The organism is Streptomyces sp. NPDC052773, from assembly GCF_044547145.1.
Taxonomy (GTDB): domain Bacteria; phylum Actinomycetota; class Actinomycetes; order Streptomycetales; family Streptomycetaceae; genus Streptomyces.
Map to the genome: position 1 here is coordinate 99977 of NZ_JBITZX010000002.1, position 18123 is coordinate 118099.

Sequence of the window (18123 nt, forward strand, 5' to 3'; positions counted from 1 at the left end):
CCACGGGCCTCACCGCAGCCTGCTGGACGCGAGGATGGACACCAGGTGCAGCACCGTCTGCAGCAGCGCGATGCCCGCGAGGACGGCGGTGCCGAGCCGGGTGAAGAACAGGTCGCCGCGCGCCTGGTCGGCGATGGCGAGGACCAGGATCAGCAGGGACGCCTCGATGCCGAGGATCAGCCGGTGGAACTTCAGCGCGGCGGCGGCCCGGCGGGCCAGCGCCATGCCGGAGGAGCGCGGCTCGGCCGCGGACTCCTGCACCGGCGGCTTGCCCGCCTGGTGGCGGGCCACCCCGACGAGGTCCGTCTCGGCCTTGATCAGGATGGCGCCGAGCGCGGCCAGGGTGCCGAGGAAGGCCCACAGCCAGTCGATCCGGCCCTCGCCCCACAGGTCGGCGGCGCGCAGGCCGAGGCCGACCAGGACGGCGGCGTCGGTGAGGTAGGCGCCGACGCGGTCGAGGTAGACCCCGCCGAGCGAGTACTGCTTCTTCCAGCGGGCGATCTCGCCGTCGACGCAGTCGAGCAGCAGATACAGCTGGACCATGATCACGCCGAGCACCGCCCCCGGAATCCCCGGCACCAGCAGTGCCGGGGCCGCGAGGACGCCGCAGACGGTCATCAGGTACGTGAGCTGGTTGGGCGTGACCCTGGTGTTCACCAGGTAGCGGTCGACCCGCAGGGACACCTCACGCATGTAGAGGCGTCCCATCCAGTGCTCACCGCTGCGCCGGTCCTTCACCCCCGGGGGGTGGACGACCGGCCGGAGTTCAGCTACCGATGGCCTTGACATAGTCGGCGTAGATGTCCTTGATCTGGTGGGTTTTCAGGTCGAGGTGCTCGAGGATCGTGTAGCGGCCGGGCCGGGTCTCCGGGGCGAACTCGACGACTCGGACGAACTCCTCCGGGGTGAAGCCGATCTCCTCGGGCAGCACCGGCAGTCCGTGCCGGCGCAGCACCCCGGCCATGTACGCCGACTGCTCGTGGGCCCCGCGCAGGTACATCGCGAAGGCCGCGCCCAGCCCGCACTGCTCGCCGTGGGCCGCGGCCCGCTTGGGGAACAGCAGGTCGAAGGCGTGGTTGATCTCGTGGCACGCCCCGGAGGACGGGCGGGAGTCGCCCGACACGGACATGGCGATACCGCTGAGCACCAGTGCCTCGGCGAGCACCTGGAGGAAGTCGTTGTCGCCGATGCCGCCGGGGTGGCGCAGCACGGCCTCGCCGGCCTGGCGGGCCATGGCCGCGGCGAGACCGTCGATCTTCTCGCCCTTGACCCGGTTGGCCAGCTCCCAGTCGGCGATGGCGGAGACGTTGGAGACGGCGTCGCCGATGCCGGCCCGGACGTAGCGGACCGGGGCCTCGCGGATGACGTCGAGGTCGATGACGACGGCGATCGGGTTGGGCACACCGTAGGAGCCGCGTCCGGCGTCGTTGTCGAGGGTGGCGACCGGCGAGCACAGGCCGTCGTGCGCGAGGTTCGTCGGCACGGCGACCAGGGGCAGGCCGACGCGGGCCGCGGCGAACTTGGCGCAGTCGATGATCTTGCCGCCGCCGAGGCCGACGACCGCGTCGTAGTGGCCGGCCTTTATGTCGCTCGCCAGCCGGACCGCGTCGTCGAGGGTGCCGCCGCCGACCTCGTACCAGGTGGCGCCGGGCAGCTGCGGGGCGACCCGCTCGCGCAGCTTCGCGCCGGAGCCGCCGCTGACGGCGACGGCGAGCCGGCCGGAGTGCGAGATGCGCTCGTCGGCGAGGACGCAGGCCAGGTCGTCGAGGGCGCCCGGGCGGATGTCGACGACGAGCGGGGAGGGGATCAGCCTGGTCAGTACCGGCACGCGATCTCCCGTCCCCGGGCGAGATCGTCGTGGTTGTCGATCTCGACCCAGTCGACCTCGCCGATCGGCGCGACGTCGATGCGGAAGCCGCGGCCCACCAGCTCCTGGTAGCCGTGCTCGTAGAACTGCTGCGGGTCGGTCTCCCAGACCGTCTTCAGCGCGTCGGCCAGCTCCGGGGCGGCGTCGCCCTCGATGAGGGTGACGCCGATGTACTCGCCGGTGGCCTCGGCGGGGTCCATCAGCTTGGTGATCTTCGTCATGCCCTTCTCGGGGTCGACGACGACCTTCATCTCCTCCTCGGCCAGGCTCTTCACGGTGTCGAGGGCGAGGATGATCTTCTTGCCCCGGCCGCGGGCGGCGAGCAGCGTCTTCTCGACGGAGACCGGGTGCACGGTGTCGCCGTTGGCGAGGATCACGCCGTCCTTGAGGGCGTCACGGCCGCACCACAGGGAGTAGGCGTTGTTCCACTCCTCGGCCTTGTCGTTGTCGATGAGCGTGAGCTTCAGGCCGTACTTCGCCTCCAGGGCCGCCTTGCGCTCGTACACGGCCTCCTTGCGGTAGCCGACGATGATGGCGGCCTCGGTGAGGCCGACCTCGGCGAAGTTGGCGAGGGTCAGGTCGAGAACCGTCGGTTCGCCCTCTATGCCCGCGGGCCCCACCGGCACCAGCGCCTTGGGCAGGCTGTCGGTGTAGGGGCGCAGACGCCGTCCGGCGCCGGCCGCCAGCACGAGGCCGATCATGCGGGTTCTCCTTCATCGTGTACGGCGGGCGCGCCTCCCAGATGGGAAGCCACCCAGAAGCGGATGCTCTCGACGAGCACCACCAGGGCGACGGCCACGGCGAGGACCGTGAGCGCGACCTTGAACTGCGCGGCGGTGAGCACCGCGGCCAGGACGGTGACGAGCAGGGTCCGCCCGTCGTGCCCCCCTGTGGCGCGCACCAGCCAGGCCGGGGGCGCGCCGGCGTTGCCGCGGATGCGGTACACCGTGTCGTAGTGATGGTAGGCGACGGCCGCTACCAGGCCGAAAGCCGCCGGCAGCGCTCCGTTCACCCCCGCGTTGACCGCGAGCGCGAGGACCGTGCCGTACTCGGCCGCGCGGAAGAACGGCGGGACGAGCCAGTCGAGGGCGCCCTTGAGAGGGCGGGCGACGGCGAGACCCGAGGTGAGGGCGTAGCCGAGGGCGGCGACGGCCGGCCAGGGGCTGCCGGACTCGGTGAGCGCGGCGGTGGCGACGACCGCGGCGCCGCCGAGCAGGGCGAGCGCCGGGACGGCGAAGCCGGGCAGGCGGCGGGCGGGGTTCCTGAGCGCCCTGGCGAGGGCCTGGGCGAGGGGGCCGGAGTCGGCGAGGTCGGCGAGCGCGGTGGCCGCGCGGTCCGTCCGCTTCGCCTTGCGGGTCAGGGAGCGCAGCACGCGGCCCGCGGTGGTGTAGGTGGCGGCGAAGGCGCAGCCGATGAGCAGGGCGTAGAAGGTGATGCGGGGGGTGGTGACGGCCGTCAGGACGGCGATCATGGCCCAGCGTTCGCCGATCGGCAGCACGATCATGCGGCGCAGCCACACCGTCCAGCCGACGCTGTCCAGCTTGTCGGAGAGGGCGGCGGTGGGGCTGGTGTTGGCGGTGGCGTCGTGGTTGGCCTCGTTGAAGGAGAAGTCGACCACGTGCCGGCAGGTCTGGAGGACCATCGCGCCGAGGGCGAGCGCCCAGACGTCGTCTCCGCCGCGGGCGGCGCCGAGGGCGAGGCCGGCGTAGTAGGCGTACTCCTTGGCGCGGTCGAAGGTGGCGTCCAGCCAGGCGCCGAGCGTGGAGTACTGCAGGGAGTAGCGGGCGAGCTGGCCGTCGGTGCAGTCCAGCACGAAGGAGGCGATCAGCAGGACGCCGGCCGCGACGAAGCCGCCGCGGGTGCCGGTGGCCGCGCAGCCCGCCGCGATCAGCGCGGTGAGCAGGGAGGCGGTGGTGACCTGGTTGGGGGTCAGGCCGCGGCGGGCGCACCAGCGGGCGATGTAGCGGGAGTACGGGCTGATGAAGAAGGTGGTGAAGAAGCCGTCGCGGGCCTTCACGGCCGACTTCAGCCGGATCGCCTCGTCGTCGACGGCGGCGATGGCCTGGCGGGCCTCGTTGCGGGTCTGCGGGTCCGTGGGGACGGTGGCGACCAGGCTGCCCAGCTCGGGGCGGTGCACGGTGGCGCCGTCCGCGTCGAGCGCGGTGACCACGCGGTCGGCGAGGCTGTCCACGGCGAGCGCGGTGTCACCGTCGGCGGGTGCGCCGCCGCCGGCGGAGTGCTCGCGGGCCATGGCGCGGGTCAGGGCCTGGCGGCCGGCCGGCTGGGCGGTGACGGCGCCGGGGATGGCGGCCAGCGGGAAGCGGGGGTCGGTCAGACCGAGGCGCAGGGCGTGCACATGGCCGACGAACCGGGCGTCGACGACCGCGACGCGCTGGTCACCGGGTACCTGGGCGAGCAGTGTCTCGGCGTCGGCGGCGTCGGCGGCGGTGCGCACCTCGAAGCCGAGGGACCGCAGATCGCCCTCGATCGACGATCCGGGGACCGGCTGACCGGTGAGGATGGCGGTCGACAACCGAACTCACTCCCTGCGTGCCGACGCGGACGGCGCCGGGCCTGAACATGGTGGGGGCGCCCCTTGGCTGCCCATCGGCTGCACCAGGCGGCGGCATGTCGGCAGAGGCTATCGGATGATCGGAGGCCCGTGTTCACCGCCTGTTCACGGCCCGGACGCCCCGCACTGCACGCCGCTCCGCCGTGATCATCATGAGGGCTCCGGGGGCCGGGGCACAAAACCGTACGCCCAGAACGGACATTCATGACATACGACGGTCAGGGCGCGCGGCGGGGGTGAGGGCGCGGTTCCGGAGCGTGGCGGCCCGCGCCGGCGGCACGGTGCGGACTCGGCTCGCGGCGGGCGCCGGGATTAGGGTGGGCGACCATGACGTGGCTGATCACCGGCGGGGCCGGATACATCGGGGCTCATGTGGCGCGGGCCATGACCGAGGCCGGGGAGCGGGTCGTCGCCCTGGACGATCTGTCCGCGGGTATGCCCGCGCGGCTGCCGGCCGGGATTCCGCTGGTGCGGGGCTCCGCGCTGGACGGGGAGTTGCTGAAGCGGGTCCTCGGCGAGCACGAGGTGACCGGTGTGGTGCATCTCGCCGCGCGCAAGCAGGTCGCCGAGTCGGTGGCCGAGCCGACGCGGTATTACCGGGAGAACGTGGGCGGGCTCGCGACGCTGCTGGACGCGGTCGCGGAGGCGGGGGTCCGGCGGTTCGTCTTCTCCTCCTCGGCCGCCGTCTACGGCAACCCGGATGTGGATCTCATCACGGAGGACACCCCCTGCGCGCCGGTGAACCCGTACGGCGAGACCAAGCTCGCCGGTGAGTGGCTGGTGCGCGCGGCCGGGCAGGCGCACGGGATCGCGACCGTCTGCCTGCGGTACTTCAACGTGGCCGGCGCGGCGGCCCCGGAGCTGGCCGACACCGGCGTCTTCAACGTCGTACCGATGGTCTTCGACCGGCTCACCCGCGGTGAGGCCCCGCGGATCTTCGGCGACGACTATCCGACGCCGGACGGGACCTGTGTGCGCGACTACATCCATGTCGCCGATCTCGCCGAGGCCCATCTCGCGGCGGCCCGCCGGCTGTCCGCCGGGGACGCGCAGGGCGATCTGACCCTGAACATCGGCCGTGGCGAGGGTGTCTCCGTGCGCGAGCTGGTCACGCTGATCGGTGAGGTGACGGGGTATGCCCGGCCGGCCGTCGTCGAGCCGCGTCGCCCCGGGGACGCGCCGCGCGCCGTGGCCTCCGCCGAGCGGGCCGCCGCGGAACTGGGCTGGAGGGCCCGGCGCGACGTACGCGAGATGGTCGAGTCGGCGTGGCGGGGCTGGCGGCTGCACCAAGGCCGCTGACCCGGCCGGGCGATCCGCCGGACTGTTCGACCCGCCTGACCTGCGGTTCGTTTCCGCAGGTCAGGGCATATGACAACGGTGTTCAGTGCCGCGTTGCCGGATACCCCCCACCCGTAGTTCACTGTGATCCGGACCGAGTACGGGAGGCGGCTTTCATGGGGGCTGGGCACGACCACGGACACGCGCACGCCGCACCGGCCTCCGGTACGGCCGCCGCGGCGTACCGGGGCCGGCTGCGGATCGCGCTGGCGATCACGATCACCGTGATGCTGGTGGAGATCGTCGGCGGGGTGCTGGCGGACTCGCTGGCGCTGATCGCCGACGCGGCCCACATGGCGACGGACGCGCTGGGCCTGGGTATGGCCCTGCTGGCCATCCACTTCGCCAACCTGCCCCCGACCGAGAAGCGGACCTTCGGTTACGCCCGGGCCGAGATCCTCGCCGCGCTCGCCAACTGCCTGCTGCTGCTCGGCGTCGGTGGATACGTGCTGTACGAGGCGATCCAGCGGTTCATCACCCCGGCCGGCACCGAGGGCGGGCTGACCCTGGTGTTCGGCGGGATCGGCCTGGTGGCGAACATGATCTCGCTCACCCTGCTGATGCGCGGCCAGAAGGAGAGCCTGAACGTGCGCGGCGCCTTCCTGGAGGTGGCGGCGGACGCGCTGGGCTCGGTCGCGGTGCTGATCTCGGCGGCGGTGATCCTCACCACCGGCTGGCAGGCCGCCGACCCGATCGCCTCGCTGGTCATCGGACTGATGATCGTGCCGCGCACCCTGAAGCTGCTGCGCGAGACGCTGGACGTGCTGCTGGAGTCGGCGCCGAAGGGCGTCGACATGGCGGAGGTGCGCGCCCACATACTGGCGCTGGACGGCGTCGAGGACGTGCACGATCTGCACGCGTGGACGATCACCTCGGGCATGCCGGTGCTGTCCGCGCACGTCGTCGTCCGTCCCGACGTCCTCGGCGCGATCGGCAACGAGAAGATGCTGCACGAGTTGCAGGGGTGCCTGGGCGACCACTTCGACGTGGAGCACTGCACATTCCAGCTGGAGCCTAGCGGCCACGCGGAACATGAGGCCCGGCTCTGCCACTGAGGCAGCCGCGGCACCGACCCGGGTGACCGCACACCAGTACGGACGGTTCCTGGCGCATCGCCCAGGGCACGATCACCTACCGGGCCCCTCTTCCGGTGGCGTCCCGGACGGGACATGCGGGTCGTGCCGGGAAGTGCCGGGAGTGCCGGATTCGTACGGCAGACTGGGGCGCGAGGAACGAGGCGAAGGATGGGTATGCCGATCACACCTGCCACCGCGACGCACAGCACGTCGAGCGGCACCGCGGACGCGATCTTGCTGGAACTGGTCGACGAGAACGGCGTCACGATCGGCACCGCGGAGAAGCTGGCCGCCCATCAGCCTCCCGGGCAGCTGCACCGGGCGTTCTCGGTCTTCCTGTTCGACGAGCGGGGCCGGCTGCTGCTCCAGCAGCGGGCGCTGGGCAAGTACCACTCCCCCGGCGTGTGGTCCAACACGTGCTGCGGTCATCCGTACCCCGGGGAGGCGCCGTTCGCGGCGGCGGCCCGGCGCACGTACGAGGAGCTGGGGGTCTCCCCGTCGCTGCTCGCCGAGGCGGGCACGGTCCGCTACAACCACCCGGACCCGGCGTCCGGTCTGGTGGAGCAGGAGTACAACCATCTGTTCGTGGGCCTGGTGCAGTCGCCGCTCGCGCCGGACCCGGAGGAGGTCGGCGCCACCGCGTTCGTGACCCCGGAGGAGCTGGCGAAGCGGCATGCCGGGGACCCGTTCTCGGCGTGGTTCATGACGGTGCTGGACGCCGCCCGCCCGGCGATCAGGGAGCTGACCGGGCCGTCGGCGGGCTGGTAGGCACTTCCGACCGCGGGAACCCACCTTCACCGACCCGGCGAATCCCGGCGGGGGCCTCGGTGCTCAGGCCGGACGTGTGGGGGCGAGCGGCAGGGCGGCCCAGATCACCTTGCCGCCGCTCGCCGTGTGCTCGACGTCGCACACGCCGCCCGCCTCCCGGGTGATCTCCCGGACCAGGAGCAGTCCCCGGCCGCCGGTCTGCGCGCAGTCGGCCTCCAGGGCGGTGGGGCGGTAGGGGTGGTTGTCCTCCACCGAGACCCGCACCCACTCGGCGCCCACGGCGATCTCCACGGCGAGCATCGGCGACAGCAGCGCCGCATGCCGTACGGCGTTCGTGACCAGCTCCGACACGATCAGCAGCAGTCCCTGGGCCGTGTCGTCGCAGATGGGGACGGACTGACGCAGCAGCAGGTCCCGGACGGCGTGCCGGGCCTGCGGGACCGAGGCGTCGACGGCGGGGGCGGTGAACCTCCAGACGCCCTCGTACGGCAGCGGATCGGGCGTCTTCTCCTCAAGGGGTGCCTCTGCGCCGCCTGCCATCGTCCGGTCGCCACCCTCGCGCTCGATTGTCACCACACGTCGAATGGTGACAACGGGCCCGCCCGTGCCGAGGAACTGAACACAAGTCAGCGACTATCGAACGTTTTTGAACCGTTGGCGTATGACACCGTCAGTTGGAGGACTGCTCCTGTCCCGCCCGTGCCGACTTTGCGAACTATTCGGGTTGTACGGGTTTGTCGTCCCCCCTCCGGCCGGCTGCCGGGGCGACCGGAGACCAGGCCCTTGCCGATCGTACGTACGCCCCGGGCGGCTAGCATCCCGCGCATGGAGCCCCAGCTGCTGCACCGCGTCGCCGACTCGGTCGCCACCGTCGTCATCCACCACCCGGCCAAGCGGAACGCCATGACCGCCGCGATGTGGCGGGCGCTGCCGCCGCTGCTCGACTCGCTGGCCGCCGATCCGGAGGTCCGCGCGCTGGTGCTGACCGGCGAGGGCGCCACCTTCTGCGCGGGCGCCGACATCTCCACCCTCCAGGGCTCGCCGGAGGAGGCGCAGCGGCTGGCCGTGGCCGCCGAGGAGGCGCTGGCCGCGTTCCCGAAGCCGACGCTGGCGGCGATCCGGGGGCACTGCGTGGGCGGCGGCTCACAGCTCGCGGCGGCCTGCGATCTGCGGTTCGCGGAGCAGGGCGCGCTGTTCGGGGTGACGCCGGCGAAGCTGGGGATCGTCTACCCGGCGCCCTCCACCCGGCGGCTGGTGTCGCTGGTGGGCCCGGCCACCGCGAAGTACCTCCTCTTCTCGGGCGAGTTGATCGACGCGGAGCGGGCGCTGCGGACGGGTCTGGTGGACGAGGTACTGCCGGAGGGCGAACTCGCCAAGCGGGTGGCCGAGTTCACCCGGATCCTCGCCGCGCGCTCGCAGCTGACGCAGGCGGCGGCCAAGGAGTTCGCGAACGGGCGGACCGACCGGGACGAGCACTGGGCGGCGCGGGCGCGCGAGAGCGGCGACACCGCGGAGGGCGTCGCCGCGTTCCTGGAGCGCCGCTCGCCGCGCTTCACCTGGACTACGTCAGGATGAACCGGCTCTTGGAGCGGAACTCCTCGACGAGGTGCGCGGGGGCCTTGTGCGGGGCCCCGGCGTCGTAGGGCGGCTGCGGGTCGTACTCGGTCAGGAGCTGGACGGCCCGGGCGTGTTCGTCGCCGGCGATCCGGCCCAGCAGGGCCAGGCCCATGTCGATGCCGGAGGAGACACCGGCCGCGGTGACGTACTTGCCGTCGAAGACGACCCGCTCGCCGGTGGGCTCGGCGCCGAAGCCTCTGAGGAAGTCGAGGGCCAGCCAGTGGGAGGTGGCCCGGCGGCCCTGCAACAGGCCCGCGGCGGCCAGCAGCAGGGAGCCGGTGCACACGGACGTCGTCCAGGTGCTGGTCGCGTCGGCGGCCCGCAGCCAGTCCAGCAGGGCGGTGTTCTCCATCTGCGGGGTCTGCCCAGGGCCGCCGGGGACGACCACGATGTCCGGGTCCGGCACCTCGGCGAGGGTTTTGTCGGCGGTGAGGGCGAGGGTCCCGGTGTCGCTGCGGACGGGACCGGTCCGCTCGGCGACGAACACCAGCTCGGCGCCGGGGAGACGGCCGAGGGTCTCGTACGGTCCGACGGCGTCGAGGGCGGTGAAGCGGTCGTAGAGGACGATGGCGATCTGCATGGGGGCCCTTCGGTGGTGGACGGGTGAGGCGGTGGGGTCGGCGGGCGAGAGCCGGGCTGGAGCGGCCGGTTCAGTGGGCGAGAGCCGGGCTGCAGCGGCCGGTTCAGTGGGCGAGGGCCGGGCGGAACCGGCTGCGGTACTCCGCCGGGGAGGTTCCCAGCGCGCGGACGAAGGCGCGGCGCATCGCCTCGGGTGTGCCGTAGCCGCTGGCGCGGGAGATCTCCTCGACGCCGTCCGTGGTGTCCTCCAGCAGACGGCGGGCGTGTTCGAGGCGGACCCGGTCGACGTAGCGGCCGGGGGTCGTGCCGGTCTCGGCGCGGAAGGCGCGGGCGAAGTGGCGGGGTGAGAGCCGGGCGCGGGCGGCCAGCGCCTCCACGCTGAGGTCGGCGGCCGGGTGCTCGGTGATCCACTGCTGGACGTCGCGCAGTGGCTCGCGCCGGGCCGTCTGGGCGGCGAGCTGGGCGCTGAACTGGGCCTGGTTGCCCGGCCGGCGCAGGAACACCACCAGGTGGCGGGCGACGGTGAGGGCGGTGTCGCGGCCCAGGTCCTCCTCGACCAGCGCGAGCGCGAGGTCGATACCGGAGGTGACCCCGGCGGAGGTGGCCACGTTGCCGTCCCGGACGTAGATCGGATCGGGGTCGACCTCGACGGCCGGGTGGTTGCGGGCGAGGGTGTCGCAGAACGCCCAGTGCGTGGTGGCGCGCCGCCCGTCCAGCAGGCCCGCCGCGGCGAGCAGCACCGCGCCCGTGCACACGGACACCAGCCGCTCGGCGCGCGGCCCGGTGCGCCTCAGCCAGTCGATCAGCCGCGGGTCCGGGGCGCGGGTGCCGGGTCCGCCGGGGACCAGCAGGGTGTGCGGGCCGGCGCTGTCCGCTAGGACCTCGTCGGGTACGAGGGTCAGGCCGCTGGAGGTGCGGACCGGGCCGCCGTCCAGGGAGGCCGTGCGGATGCGGTAGGACCCGGGGGTGCGCCGCTCGGCGCCCGTGAAGACCTCCACGGGGCCGGTGACATCGAGGCTCTGCACGTCGTCGAAGACGACGACGAGCACGGTTCGCTGCGCCATACCGTCGATTCTTCGGGGCCCGGCGGAGGGCCGCAATGACGAGGAACCCACCTTTCCTGCCATGTGTGCCGGGGCTTCGGCGAGGTACCCAAGTCATGCGCGAACGTTCGAATCAAGGCGACGAAGGAGAGATTCACGTGTTCCGTGCCATTGCGGACGTACTGCGGCAGATCGGTGGCGCCATCGCCACGGTCGTGACGCTGCCCTTCCGGGCGCTGGCCCGGCTGTTCGGCGGAGCCTCCTCCTCCGGCCGGAGCACCCGACGGGCGTGACGGCCCCGGGGCGTGACGCCCCAGGCGGTGACGGCCTGCCGCGCCCATGACCCGCCCTGATCCCCTGTTGTCGGTGCCACCTGCCACAATTGCCGCGCAACCCGAAGCGGAGAAGGCGGTACGGCATCGTGACGACACCGGGGTCCCTCGGAGCAGGGTCCATCGAAGGCAGGATCGCCGAGGAGCTCGGCGTACGGGAGCGGCAGGTGAGGGCTGCCGTGGAACTGCTGGACGGCGGTTCGACGGTGCCCTTCATCGCGCGCTACCGCAAGGAAGCGACCGAGATGCTCGACGACGCGCAGCTGCGCACGATCGAGGAGCGGCTGCGCTATCTGCGGGAGCTGGAGGAGCGGCGCGCCGCGATCCTGGACTCGGTGCGCGAGCAGGGCAAGCTGACCGAGGAGCTGGAGGCCCGGATCCGGGGCGCCGAGACCAAGGCGCGCCTGGAGGACATCTACCTGCCGTTCAAGCCCAAGCGGCGCACCAAGGCGCAGATCGCCCGCGAGGCCGGTCTGGAGCCGCTGGCGGACGGGCTCCTCGGCGACCCGACCGTCGAGCCGCTGGCCGCCGCCGCGGCCTTCGTGGACGCCGACAAGGGCGTCGCCGATCCGCAGGCCGCGCTGGACGGCGCCCGCGCCATCCTCACCGAGCGGTTCGCGGAGGACGCCGACCTCATCGGCGAGCTGCGGGAGCGCATGTGGGTGCGCGGGCGGCTCGCCGCCAAGGTGCGGGAGGGCAAGGAGGAGGCCGGCGCGAAGTTCTCCGACTACTTCGACTTCGCGGAGCCCTTCACCGAGCTGCCCTCGCACCGCATCCTCGCGATGCTGCGCGGCGAGAAGGAAGAGGTGCTGGACCTCGTCCTGGAGCCGGAGGAGCCGACCGAGGGCCCGTCGTCGTACGAGGGGATCATCGCGAACCGCTTCGGCATCGCGGACCGGGGCCGCCCCGCCGACAAGTGGCTGACGGACACGGTCCGCTGGGCCTGGCGCACCCGCATCCTCGTCCACCTCGGCATCGGTCTGCGGCTGCGGCTGCGCACGGCCGCCGAGGACGAGGCGGTGAAGGTCTTCGCGGCGAACCTGCGGGACCTGCTGCTGGCCGCCCCCGCGGGCACGCGCGCCACGCTGGGCCTGGACCCCGGTTTCCGTACCGGCGTGAAGGTGGCCGTCGTCGACGCGACCGGCAAGGTCGTCGCGACCGACGTGATCTACCCGCACGTCCCGGCCAACAAGTGGGACGAGGCGATCGCCAAGCTGGCCCGGCTGGCGAAGGAGCACGCGGTCGAGCTGATCGCGATCGGCAACGGCACCGCGTCCCGCGAGACCGACAAGCTCGCCGGTGAACTCATCGCCAAGCACCCTGAGTTGAAGCTCACCAAGGTGATGGTGTCCGAGGCGGGCGCCTCCGTGTACTCGGCGTCGGCGTTCGCCTCCCAGGAGCTGCCCGACCTGGACGTGTCGCTGCGCGGCGCGGTGTCCATCGCGCGCCGGCTCCAGGACCCGCTGGCCGAGCTGGTGAAGATCGACCCGAAGTCGATCGGCGTCGGCCAGTACCAGCACGACCTGTCCGAGGTGAAGCTGTCGCGCTCGCTGGACGCGGTCGTGGAGGACTGTGTGAACGGCGTCGGCGTGGACGTGAACACCGCCTCCGCGCCGCTGCTGGCCCGGGTCTCCGGCATCTCCTCCGGCCTGGCGGAGAACATCGTGGCGCACCGCGACGCCAACGGCCCCTTCACCTCCCGCGCGCAGCTGAAGAAGGTGCCGCGGCTCGGCCCGAAGGCGTACGAGCAGTGCGCGGGCTTCCTGCGGATCCGCGGCGGCGACGACCCGCTGGACGCGTCCAGCGTGCACCCCGAGGCGTACCCCGTGGTGCGGCGCATGGTGAAGACCACCGGCCAGGAGGTGGCCGCGCTCATCGGCAACACCGCCGTGCTGCGCTCGCTGCGGCCGCAGGAGTTCGTGGACGAGACGTTCGGTCTGCCGACCGTCACCGACATCCTCAAGGAACTGGAGAAGCCGGGCCGTGACCCGCGGCCCGCGTTCAAGACGGCCTCGTTCAAGGAGGGCGTGGAGAAGATCTCCGACCTGGAGCCGGGCATGGTCCTGGAGGGCGTCGTCACGAACGTGGCCGCGTTCGGCGCGTTCGTCGACGTCGGCGTCCACCAGGACGGTCTGGTGCACGTCTCCGCGATGTCGAGGACGTTCGTCAAGGACCCGCGCGACGTGGTCAAGCCGGGCGACATCGTCAAGGTGAAGGTGCTCGACGTCGACATTCCGCGCAAGCGGATCTCGCTGACGCTGCGGCTGGACGACGAGGCGGCCCCGCAGGACGGGCAGCCGTCCGGTGAGCGCCGCCAGCCGCGGGGCGGCCGTCCGCCGCAGCAGCGGCAGGGCGGGGGCGGCGGTCGCGGACGTGGCAACGGTGGCGGTCGCGGGAGCGGCGGCGGACGCCAGGCCGCTCCGGCACCGGTCAACGGCGCCATGGCCGACGCGCTGCGCCGCGCGGGCCTGCTCGACCCGAAGCAGGGCGGCAGGAGCTGAGACACGCGGGCGCGGGCCCCGGTGCGCTATGCCGGGGCCCGGGCCCGTTTCGCCCCTAGGGTCACGCCATGACGACTGCACGGGTACTGACCTGGGAGGTCATGGCGAGCCGGGGCTACGAGACCGCCTGGGCCGTGCTCTCCGGGGACGCGCTGCGGGCCCGCGGCCGGGCGGTCGGCACGGTGCCGGAGCCGTACTGGATCTCGTACGTCCTCGACACCGCAGACGGTCTTCTCTTCGACGCCGACGGATTCGTGGTCGACTACCCCGAGCTGGCGACGCGGCTCGGCTAGTTGGGCGGAAGCGGCTGCTGGAGAAGCTGGTGTACCCACCGCTCGGCCTGCGGAACACCAGCCTGCCGCAGGGCTGGGAGCTGCCCGAGCCGTATCTGCACGGGTACGCCGTGGACCCGCCCGAACCCCCGGAGGACGTCAGCGAGGTGCTGAGCATGTCCGGGGTGTGGGCTTCGGGTGGCATCGTCCCCACGCCCGCCGACATGACCCGTTTCATCCGCGGCTACGCCGGGGGCGCGCTGTACGGCCGTGATGTCGTCCGGGAGCGGCGCCGCTGGATCCCCGGCGGGGCCTCCGAACCGGCCGGCCCGGGGCGCAACGACGCGGGGCTCGCCATCTTCCGCTGCACGACCCGGTGCGGCCCCCCGAGCGGTCAGCGTTCGGTGACCTTGCCCGCCGCGACCTCCAGGCGGCGGGTCACCCGGACCGCGTCGAGCATGCGGCGGTCGTGGGTGACCAGCAGGAGGGTGCCGGTGTAGGCGTCGAGGGCGGACTCGAGCTGTTCGATGGCGGGCAGGTCGAGGTGGTTGGTCGGCTCGTCGAGGACGAGGAGGTTGACGCCGCGGCCCTGGAGGAGGGCGAGGGCGGCGCGGGTGCGTTCGCCCGGGGAGAGGGTGGCGGCCGGGCGCAGGACGTGGTCCGACTTCAGGCCGAACTTGGCGAGCAGGGTGCGCACTTCGACGGGTTCGGTGTCGGGGACGGCCGCGCGGAAGGTGTCCAGCAGGGGTTCGGGGCCGTGGAACAGCTTGCGGGCCTGGTCGACCTCGCCGACCAGGACGCCGGAGCCGAGGGCCGCGTGGCCGGCGTCGAGCGGGACGCGGCCGAGGAGGGCGGCGAGCAGGGTGGACTTGCCCGCGCCGTTGGCGCCGGTCACGGCGACCCGGTCGGCCCAGTCGATCTGGAGGGTGACCGGGCCGAGGGTGAAGCCGTCGCGCCGTACCTCGGCGTCACGCAGGGTGGCCACGACGGCGCCGGAGCGCGGGGCGGAGGCGATCTCCATGCGCAGCTCCCACTCCTTGCGGGGCTCCTCGACCGCCTCCAGGCGCTCGATCATGCGCTGGGTCTGGCGGGCCTTCGCGGCCTGCTTCTCGCTGGCCTCGCTGCGGAACTTGCGGCCGATCTTGTCGTTGTCGTTGCCCGCCTTGCGCCGGGCGTTCTTCACGCCCTTGTCCATCCAGGCGCGCTGCATCTGGGCGCGTTCCTGGAGGGCGGCCTTCTTGTCGGCGTACTCCTCGTAGTCGTCGCGGGCGTGGCGGCGGGCCACCTCGCGTTCCTCGAGGTAGGCCTCGTAGCCGCCGCCGTAGAGGTTGATCTGCCGCTGGGCCAGGTCGAGTTCGAGGACCTTGGTGACGGTGCGGGTGAGGAACTCGCGGTCGTGGCTGACGACGACGGTGCCGGCGCGCAGCCCGCCGACGAAGCGTTCGAGGCGCTCCAGGCCGTCGAGGTCGAGGTCGTTGGTGGGCTCGTCGAGGAGGAAGACGTCGTAGCGGGACAGCAGGAGGGAGGCGAGTCCGGCGCGGGCGGCCTGGCCGCCGGAGAGGGAGGTCATCGGCTGGTCGAGGCCGACCGCGAGGCCGAGGGAGTCGGCGACCTCCTCGGCGCGTTCGTCGAGGTCGGCGCCGCCGAGGCCGAGCCAGCGCTCCAGGCTCGCCGCGTACGCGTCGTCCGCGCCCGGCCTCCCCTCGACCAGGCCTTCGGTCGCCTCGTCCATGGCGCGCTGGGCGGCGGCCACGCCGGTGCGGCGGGCCAGGAACTCCCGCACGCTCTCCCCCGGCCGGCGCTCCGGCTCCTGCGGCAGATGACCGACCGTCGCGGTGGGCGGTGAGAGCCGCAGCTCGCCCTGCTCGGGGGTGTCGAGGCCGGCGAGCAGGCGCAGCAGGGTGGACTTCCCGGCGCCGTTGGCGCCGACCAGGCCGATCACGTCGCCGGGGGCCACGACGAGGTCGAGGCCGGTGAACAGCGAGCGGTCGCCGTGGCCGGCGGCGAGGTTCTTGGCGACGAGGGTGGCAGTCATCAGACCGCCGATCCTAACGGCCGCCCTCCCCCGCCGGGCACCTGTTCCTCACCGGGCCATCGCCTCCACCAGCACGCTTCCCGCCGTCCGCGCGACGACGAAGGCCTCGCCCTTGACGGCCCTGGCGTCCAGGGGGATGCGGTGGCGGCCCGGTTCGAGGACGCCGTCGAAGAGTTCGCGGGTGTGGGTGCGGTAGAGGCGGTCGAGGCGGTACGCGGTGAGGACGACCCGGCAGGGTGAGGTGACCTCGACTCCGGCCTCGCCGTCGGCGGCGACCAGCCGGGTCAGGCGGCGCCGCTCCACGGGGCTGCGGTCGAGTGCGTGTTCTATCTGGGCGACGAGCAGCGGGACGATCGGGGCGAGGCCGTCGACGTAGGCGACGGATACCCCGGCGCGTTCGAAGGCGCGGCGGACGGCGGCGCGCTCCTCGGCGCCGACCGCGCGGCCGAAGACGACGGCGCCGTAGGCGCGCAGCTCCTCCGGGGGCACGTGGTCGGCGTCGTGGGCGATGTCGGCGCCGATGCCGATGGTGCGCAGGGCCGCGGCGAGCTTGGCGAGCAGGGCGACGCGGGCGCCGATGAGCAGGACGCGGCGGCGGGCGGCGGCGGGTTCGGCGTCGTCGAGGAGGGAGCGCAGGGCCGCGCGGTACTCCTCGCCGCGGAACCGGAACGGCCCTATCCCGTGGTAGCCGTTGAGTTCGAGGTCGACCCGTTCCTCGGTCTGCCAGGCGAAGTCCCGCCAGACGTAGTCGTCGCCGTCGCGTTCGATGACGGTGGTGACCGCGCCGCAGGCGAGGTCGGCGCACTCGGGGCAGCCGTAGACGACGTACCGGCCGCCGGGCAGCGGTGCCTCGGCCTCCAGCAGCAGGGCGCGCACCTGCGCGGTGAAGATGGCGGGCGGCACGTCGGCGGCGAGCGGGGACACGGCGTCCAGGTCGGAGAGCCGGAAGAGCAGGGGGCGTCCGTCGACGATGAAGTCGACGAAGTCCCGGTGCACCTGGTACGCGCCGTCCGCGAGGACGCCTCCGGCGCGCATCGCCGGTGCCAGGCCAAAGGTCGCATACGCGGCAGACATGCTGTGAGTATCCCCAGTCCGGCACAGTCCTGAGCGCGGCATGACACATTCCGCTACCGTCCCCCGCGTGGACGGTGACGTGCGGGACGACGTGGTCGTGGTGGGCGGCGGGGTCATCGGGCTGACGACCGCCGTGGTGCTGGCCGAACGCGGGCGGCGGGTCCGATTGTGGTCGCGTGAGCCGGTGGAGCGGACGACCTCGGCGGTCGCGGGCGCTCTGTGGTGGCCGTACCGGATCCGGCCGGTCGCGGCGGCACGGGCCTGGGCGCTGCGCTCGCTTGCGGTCTACGAGGAGCTGGCCGAGCGGCCGGAGGTGACCGGCGTACGCATGGTCGAAGGGGTACTGGGCGAGACCGATCTGGACGAGGTGGGCGGCTGGGCCGCGGCGCGGCTGCCCGGGCTGCGGGCGGCGACGGCGGACGAGTACGCGGGGGCCGGGCTGTGGGCGCGGCTGCCGCTTGTCGACATGGCGGTTCATCTGGCGTGGCTGCGGGAGCGGTTGCGGGCGGCGGGCGGGGTGGTCGAGGAGCGCGCGGTGTCCGCGCTGAGCGAGCCCGACGCGCCGGTGGTCGTCAACTGCACGGGGCTGGGCGCCCGGACGCTCGTCCCCGATCCGGGGGTGCGGCCGGTGCGCGGGCAGCTGGTCGTGGTGGAGAACCCCGGCATCCGCACGTGGACGGTGTCCACCGGCGCCGACGGGGAATTGGCGTACTTCTTCCCGCAGCCCGGCCGGCTGCTGCTCGGCGGCACGGCCGAGGAGGACGTGTGGTCGGCGGAGCCGGATCCGGCGGTCGCGGCGGAGATCGTACGGCGGTGTGCGGCGCTGCGGCCGGAGATCGCCGGGGCGCGGGTGCTGGGGCACCGGGTGGGGCTGCGGCCCGCGCGGGACGCGGTGCGGCTGGAGCGGGAGACGCTGCCGGACGGGCGGCTGCTGGTGCACAACTACGGCCACGGCGGCGCGGGCGTCACCGTGGCGTGGGGGTGCGCGGAGGAGGCGGCGGGACTGGCCTTCGGCGCCTCCTCCGCGTAGCGGGCCTTCACCTGGCGGG

Annotated in this window: 17 protein-coding genes and 1 pseudogene; 9 read left to right on the forward strand and 9 right to left on the reverse strand. The window is 73.1% G+C overall.

The window, feature by feature from the left end; genetic code table 11:
- Window positions 1–9: 9 nt before the first annotated feature.
- Genes ACIG0D_RS05570 through ACIG0D_RS05585 form a run of 4 tightly spaced genes read right to left on the reverse strand, consistent with a single transcriptional unit; the run spans window position 10 to window position 4400 of the window.
- Window positions 10–789: a CDP-alcohol phosphatidyltransferase family protein gene (locus ACIG0D_RS05570; RefSeq protein WP_078958078.1), complete on the reverse strand. Its 780-nt coding sequence runs from the start codon at window positions 787–789 to the stop codon at window positions 10–12.
- Entirely contained in the window at window positions 767–1828 is a 1062-nt protein-coding gene (locus ACIG0D_RS05575; protein WP_365764864.1) for an iron-containing alcohol dehydrogenase family protein, read from the reverse strand. The genes ACIG0D_RS05570 and ACIG0D_RS05575 overlap by 23 nt, the downstream gene beginning before the upstream one ends.
- A complete protein-coding gene (locus tag ACIG0D_RS05580) occupies window positions 1816–2568 on the reverse strand; it encodes a sugar phosphate nucleotidyltransferase (RefSeq protein WP_399796443.1) in 753 nt (250 codons plus the stop codon). Before ACIG0D_RS05580 ends, ACIG0D_RS05575 begins: the two co-directional genes overlap by 13 nt.
- Entirely contained in the window at window positions 2565–4400 is a 1836-nt protein-coding gene (locus ACIG0D_RS05585) for a DUF5941 domain-containing protein (protein ID WP_399796444.1), read from the reverse strand. Before ACIG0D_RS05585 ends, ACIG0D_RS05580 begins: the two co-directional genes overlap by 4 nt.
- A 366-nt stretch (window positions 4401–4766) precedes the next feature.
- Here ACIG0D_RS05585 and galE point away from each other — a divergent pair, with 366 nt between their 5' ends.
- The 3 genes from galE to idi all read left to right on the forward strand — a co-directional run bounded on the left by galE (window position 4767) and on the right by idi (window position 7621).
- Window positions 4767–5738, forward strand: coding sequence for a UDP-glucose 4-epimerase GalE (gene galE / locus ACIG0D_RS05590; RefSeq protein WP_399796445.1), 972 nt, complete (start codon window positions 4767–4769; stop codon window positions 5736–5738).
- 155 nt (window positions 5739–5893) lie between these two features.
- Window positions 5894–6832: a cation diffusion facilitator family transporter gene (locus tag ACIG0D_RS05595; protein ID WP_399796446.1), complete on the forward strand. Its 939-nt coding sequence runs from the start codon at window positions 5894–5896 to the stop codon at window positions 6830–6832.
- Window positions 6833–7027: 195 nt separating this feature from the next.
- The gene (gene idi, locus ACIG0D_RS05600) at window positions 7028–7621 is read left to right on the forward strand and encodes an isopentenyl-diphosphate Delta-isomerase (RefSeq protein ID WP_399796447.1); all 594 of its coding nucleotides are present in this window, start codon (window positions 7028–7030) and stop codon (window positions 7619–7621) included.
- Window positions 7622–7684: 63 nt separating this feature from the next.
- Here idi and ACIG0D_RS05605 read toward each other — a convergent pair whose 3' ends face one another.
- Entirely contained in the window at window positions 7685–8197 is a 513-nt protein-coding gene (locus ACIG0D_RS05605; protein WP_399796448.1) for an ATP-binding protein, read from the reverse strand.
- Window positions 8198–8446: 249 nt separating this feature from the next.
- On the opposite strand from ACIG0D_RS05605, the gene ACIG0D_RS05610 reads away from it, so the two are divergent.
- The gene (locus tag ACIG0D_RS05610; RefSeq protein ID WP_399796449.1) at window positions 8447–9196 is read left to right on the forward strand and encodes an enoyl-CoA hydratase/isomerase family protein; all 750 of its coding nucleotides are present in this window, start codon (window positions 8447–8449) and stop codon (window positions 9194–9196) included.
- Here the strand turns inward: ACIG0D_RS05610 and ACIG0D_RS05615 are convergent.
- Both ACIG0D_RS05615 and ACIG0D_RS05620 read right to left on the reverse strand, forming a co-directional pair.
- Window positions 9183–9818, reverse strand: a complete 636-nt coding sequence (locus ACIG0D_RS05615; protein ID WP_399796450.1) for a DJ-1/PfpI family protein — start codon at window positions 9816–9818, stop codon at window positions 9183–9185. The genes ACIG0D_RS05610 and ACIG0D_RS05615 overlap by 14 nt on opposite strands.
- A 103-nt stretch (window positions 9819–9921) precedes the next feature.
- Window positions 9922–10881 carry a GlxA family transcriptional regulator gene (locus ACIG0D_RS05620; protein WP_399796451.1) on the reverse strand — a complete coding sequence of 320 codons (960 nt, stop codon included), beginning with the start codon at window positions 10879–10881 and terminating at the stop codon, window positions 9922–9924.
- A gap of 137 nt (window positions 10882–11018) precedes the next feature.
- On the opposite strand from ACIG0D_RS05620, the gene ACIG0D_RS05625 reads away from it, so the two are divergent.
- From ACIG0D_RS05625 to ACIG0D_RS05640, 4 genes and pseudogenes are all read left to right on the forward strand, one after another.
- The gene (locus ACIG0D_RS05625) at window positions 11019–11153 is read left to right on the forward strand and encodes an LPFR motif small protein (RefSeq protein ID WP_399796452.1); all 135 of its coding nucleotides are present in this window, start codon (window positions 11019–11021) and stop codon (window positions 11151–11153) included.
- Between the two features lie 128 nt (window positions 11154–11281).
- Window positions 11282–13693 carry a Tex family protein gene (locus ACIG0D_RS05630; protein WP_399796453.1) on the forward strand — a complete coding sequence of 804 codons (2412 nt, stop codon included), beginning with the start codon at window positions 11282–11284 and terminating at the stop codon, window positions 13691–13693.
- Between the two features lie 68 nt (window positions 13694–13761).
- Window positions 13762–13986 carry a hypothetical protein gene (locus tag ACIG0D_RS05635; protein ID WP_399797110.1) on the forward strand — a complete coding sequence of 75 codons (225 nt, stop codon included), beginning with the start codon at window positions 13762–13764 and terminating at the stop codon, window positions 13984–13986.
- Window positions 13987–13994: 8 nt separating this feature from the next.
- A pseudogene (locus ACIG0D_RS05640) lies at window positions 13995–14465 on the forward strand (serine hydrolase); the annotation flags it as partial.
- On the opposite strand, the gene ACIG0D_RS05645 reads toward ACIG0D_RS05640, so the two are convergent.
- A complete protein-coding gene (locus tag ACIG0D_RS05645; RefSeq protein WP_399796454.1) occupies window positions 14360–16000 on the reverse strand; it encodes an ABC-F family ATP-binding cassette domain-containing protein in 1641 nt (546 codons plus the stop codon). The pseudogene ACIG0D_RS05640 and the gene ACIG0D_RS05645 sit on opposite strands and share 106 nt — an antisense overlap.
- A 48-nt stretch (window positions 16001–16048) precedes the next feature.
- Window positions 16049–17074 carry an oxidoreductase gene (locus ACIG0D_RS05650; protein ID WP_399796455.1) on the reverse strand — a complete coding sequence of 342 codons (1026 nt, stop codon included), beginning with the start codon at window positions 17072–17074 and terminating at the stop codon, window positions 16049–16051.
- Window positions 17075–17141: 67 nt separating this feature from the next.
- Between ACIG0D_RS05650 and ACIG0D_RS05655 the strand changes: the two genes are divergently transcribed.
- Window positions 17142–18104: an FAD-dependent oxidoreductase gene (locus ACIG0D_RS05655; RefSeq protein WP_399796456.1), complete on the forward strand. Its 963-nt coding sequence runs from the start codon at window positions 17142–17144 to the stop codon at window positions 18102–18104.
- Window positions 18105–18123: the final 19 nt, after the last annotated feature.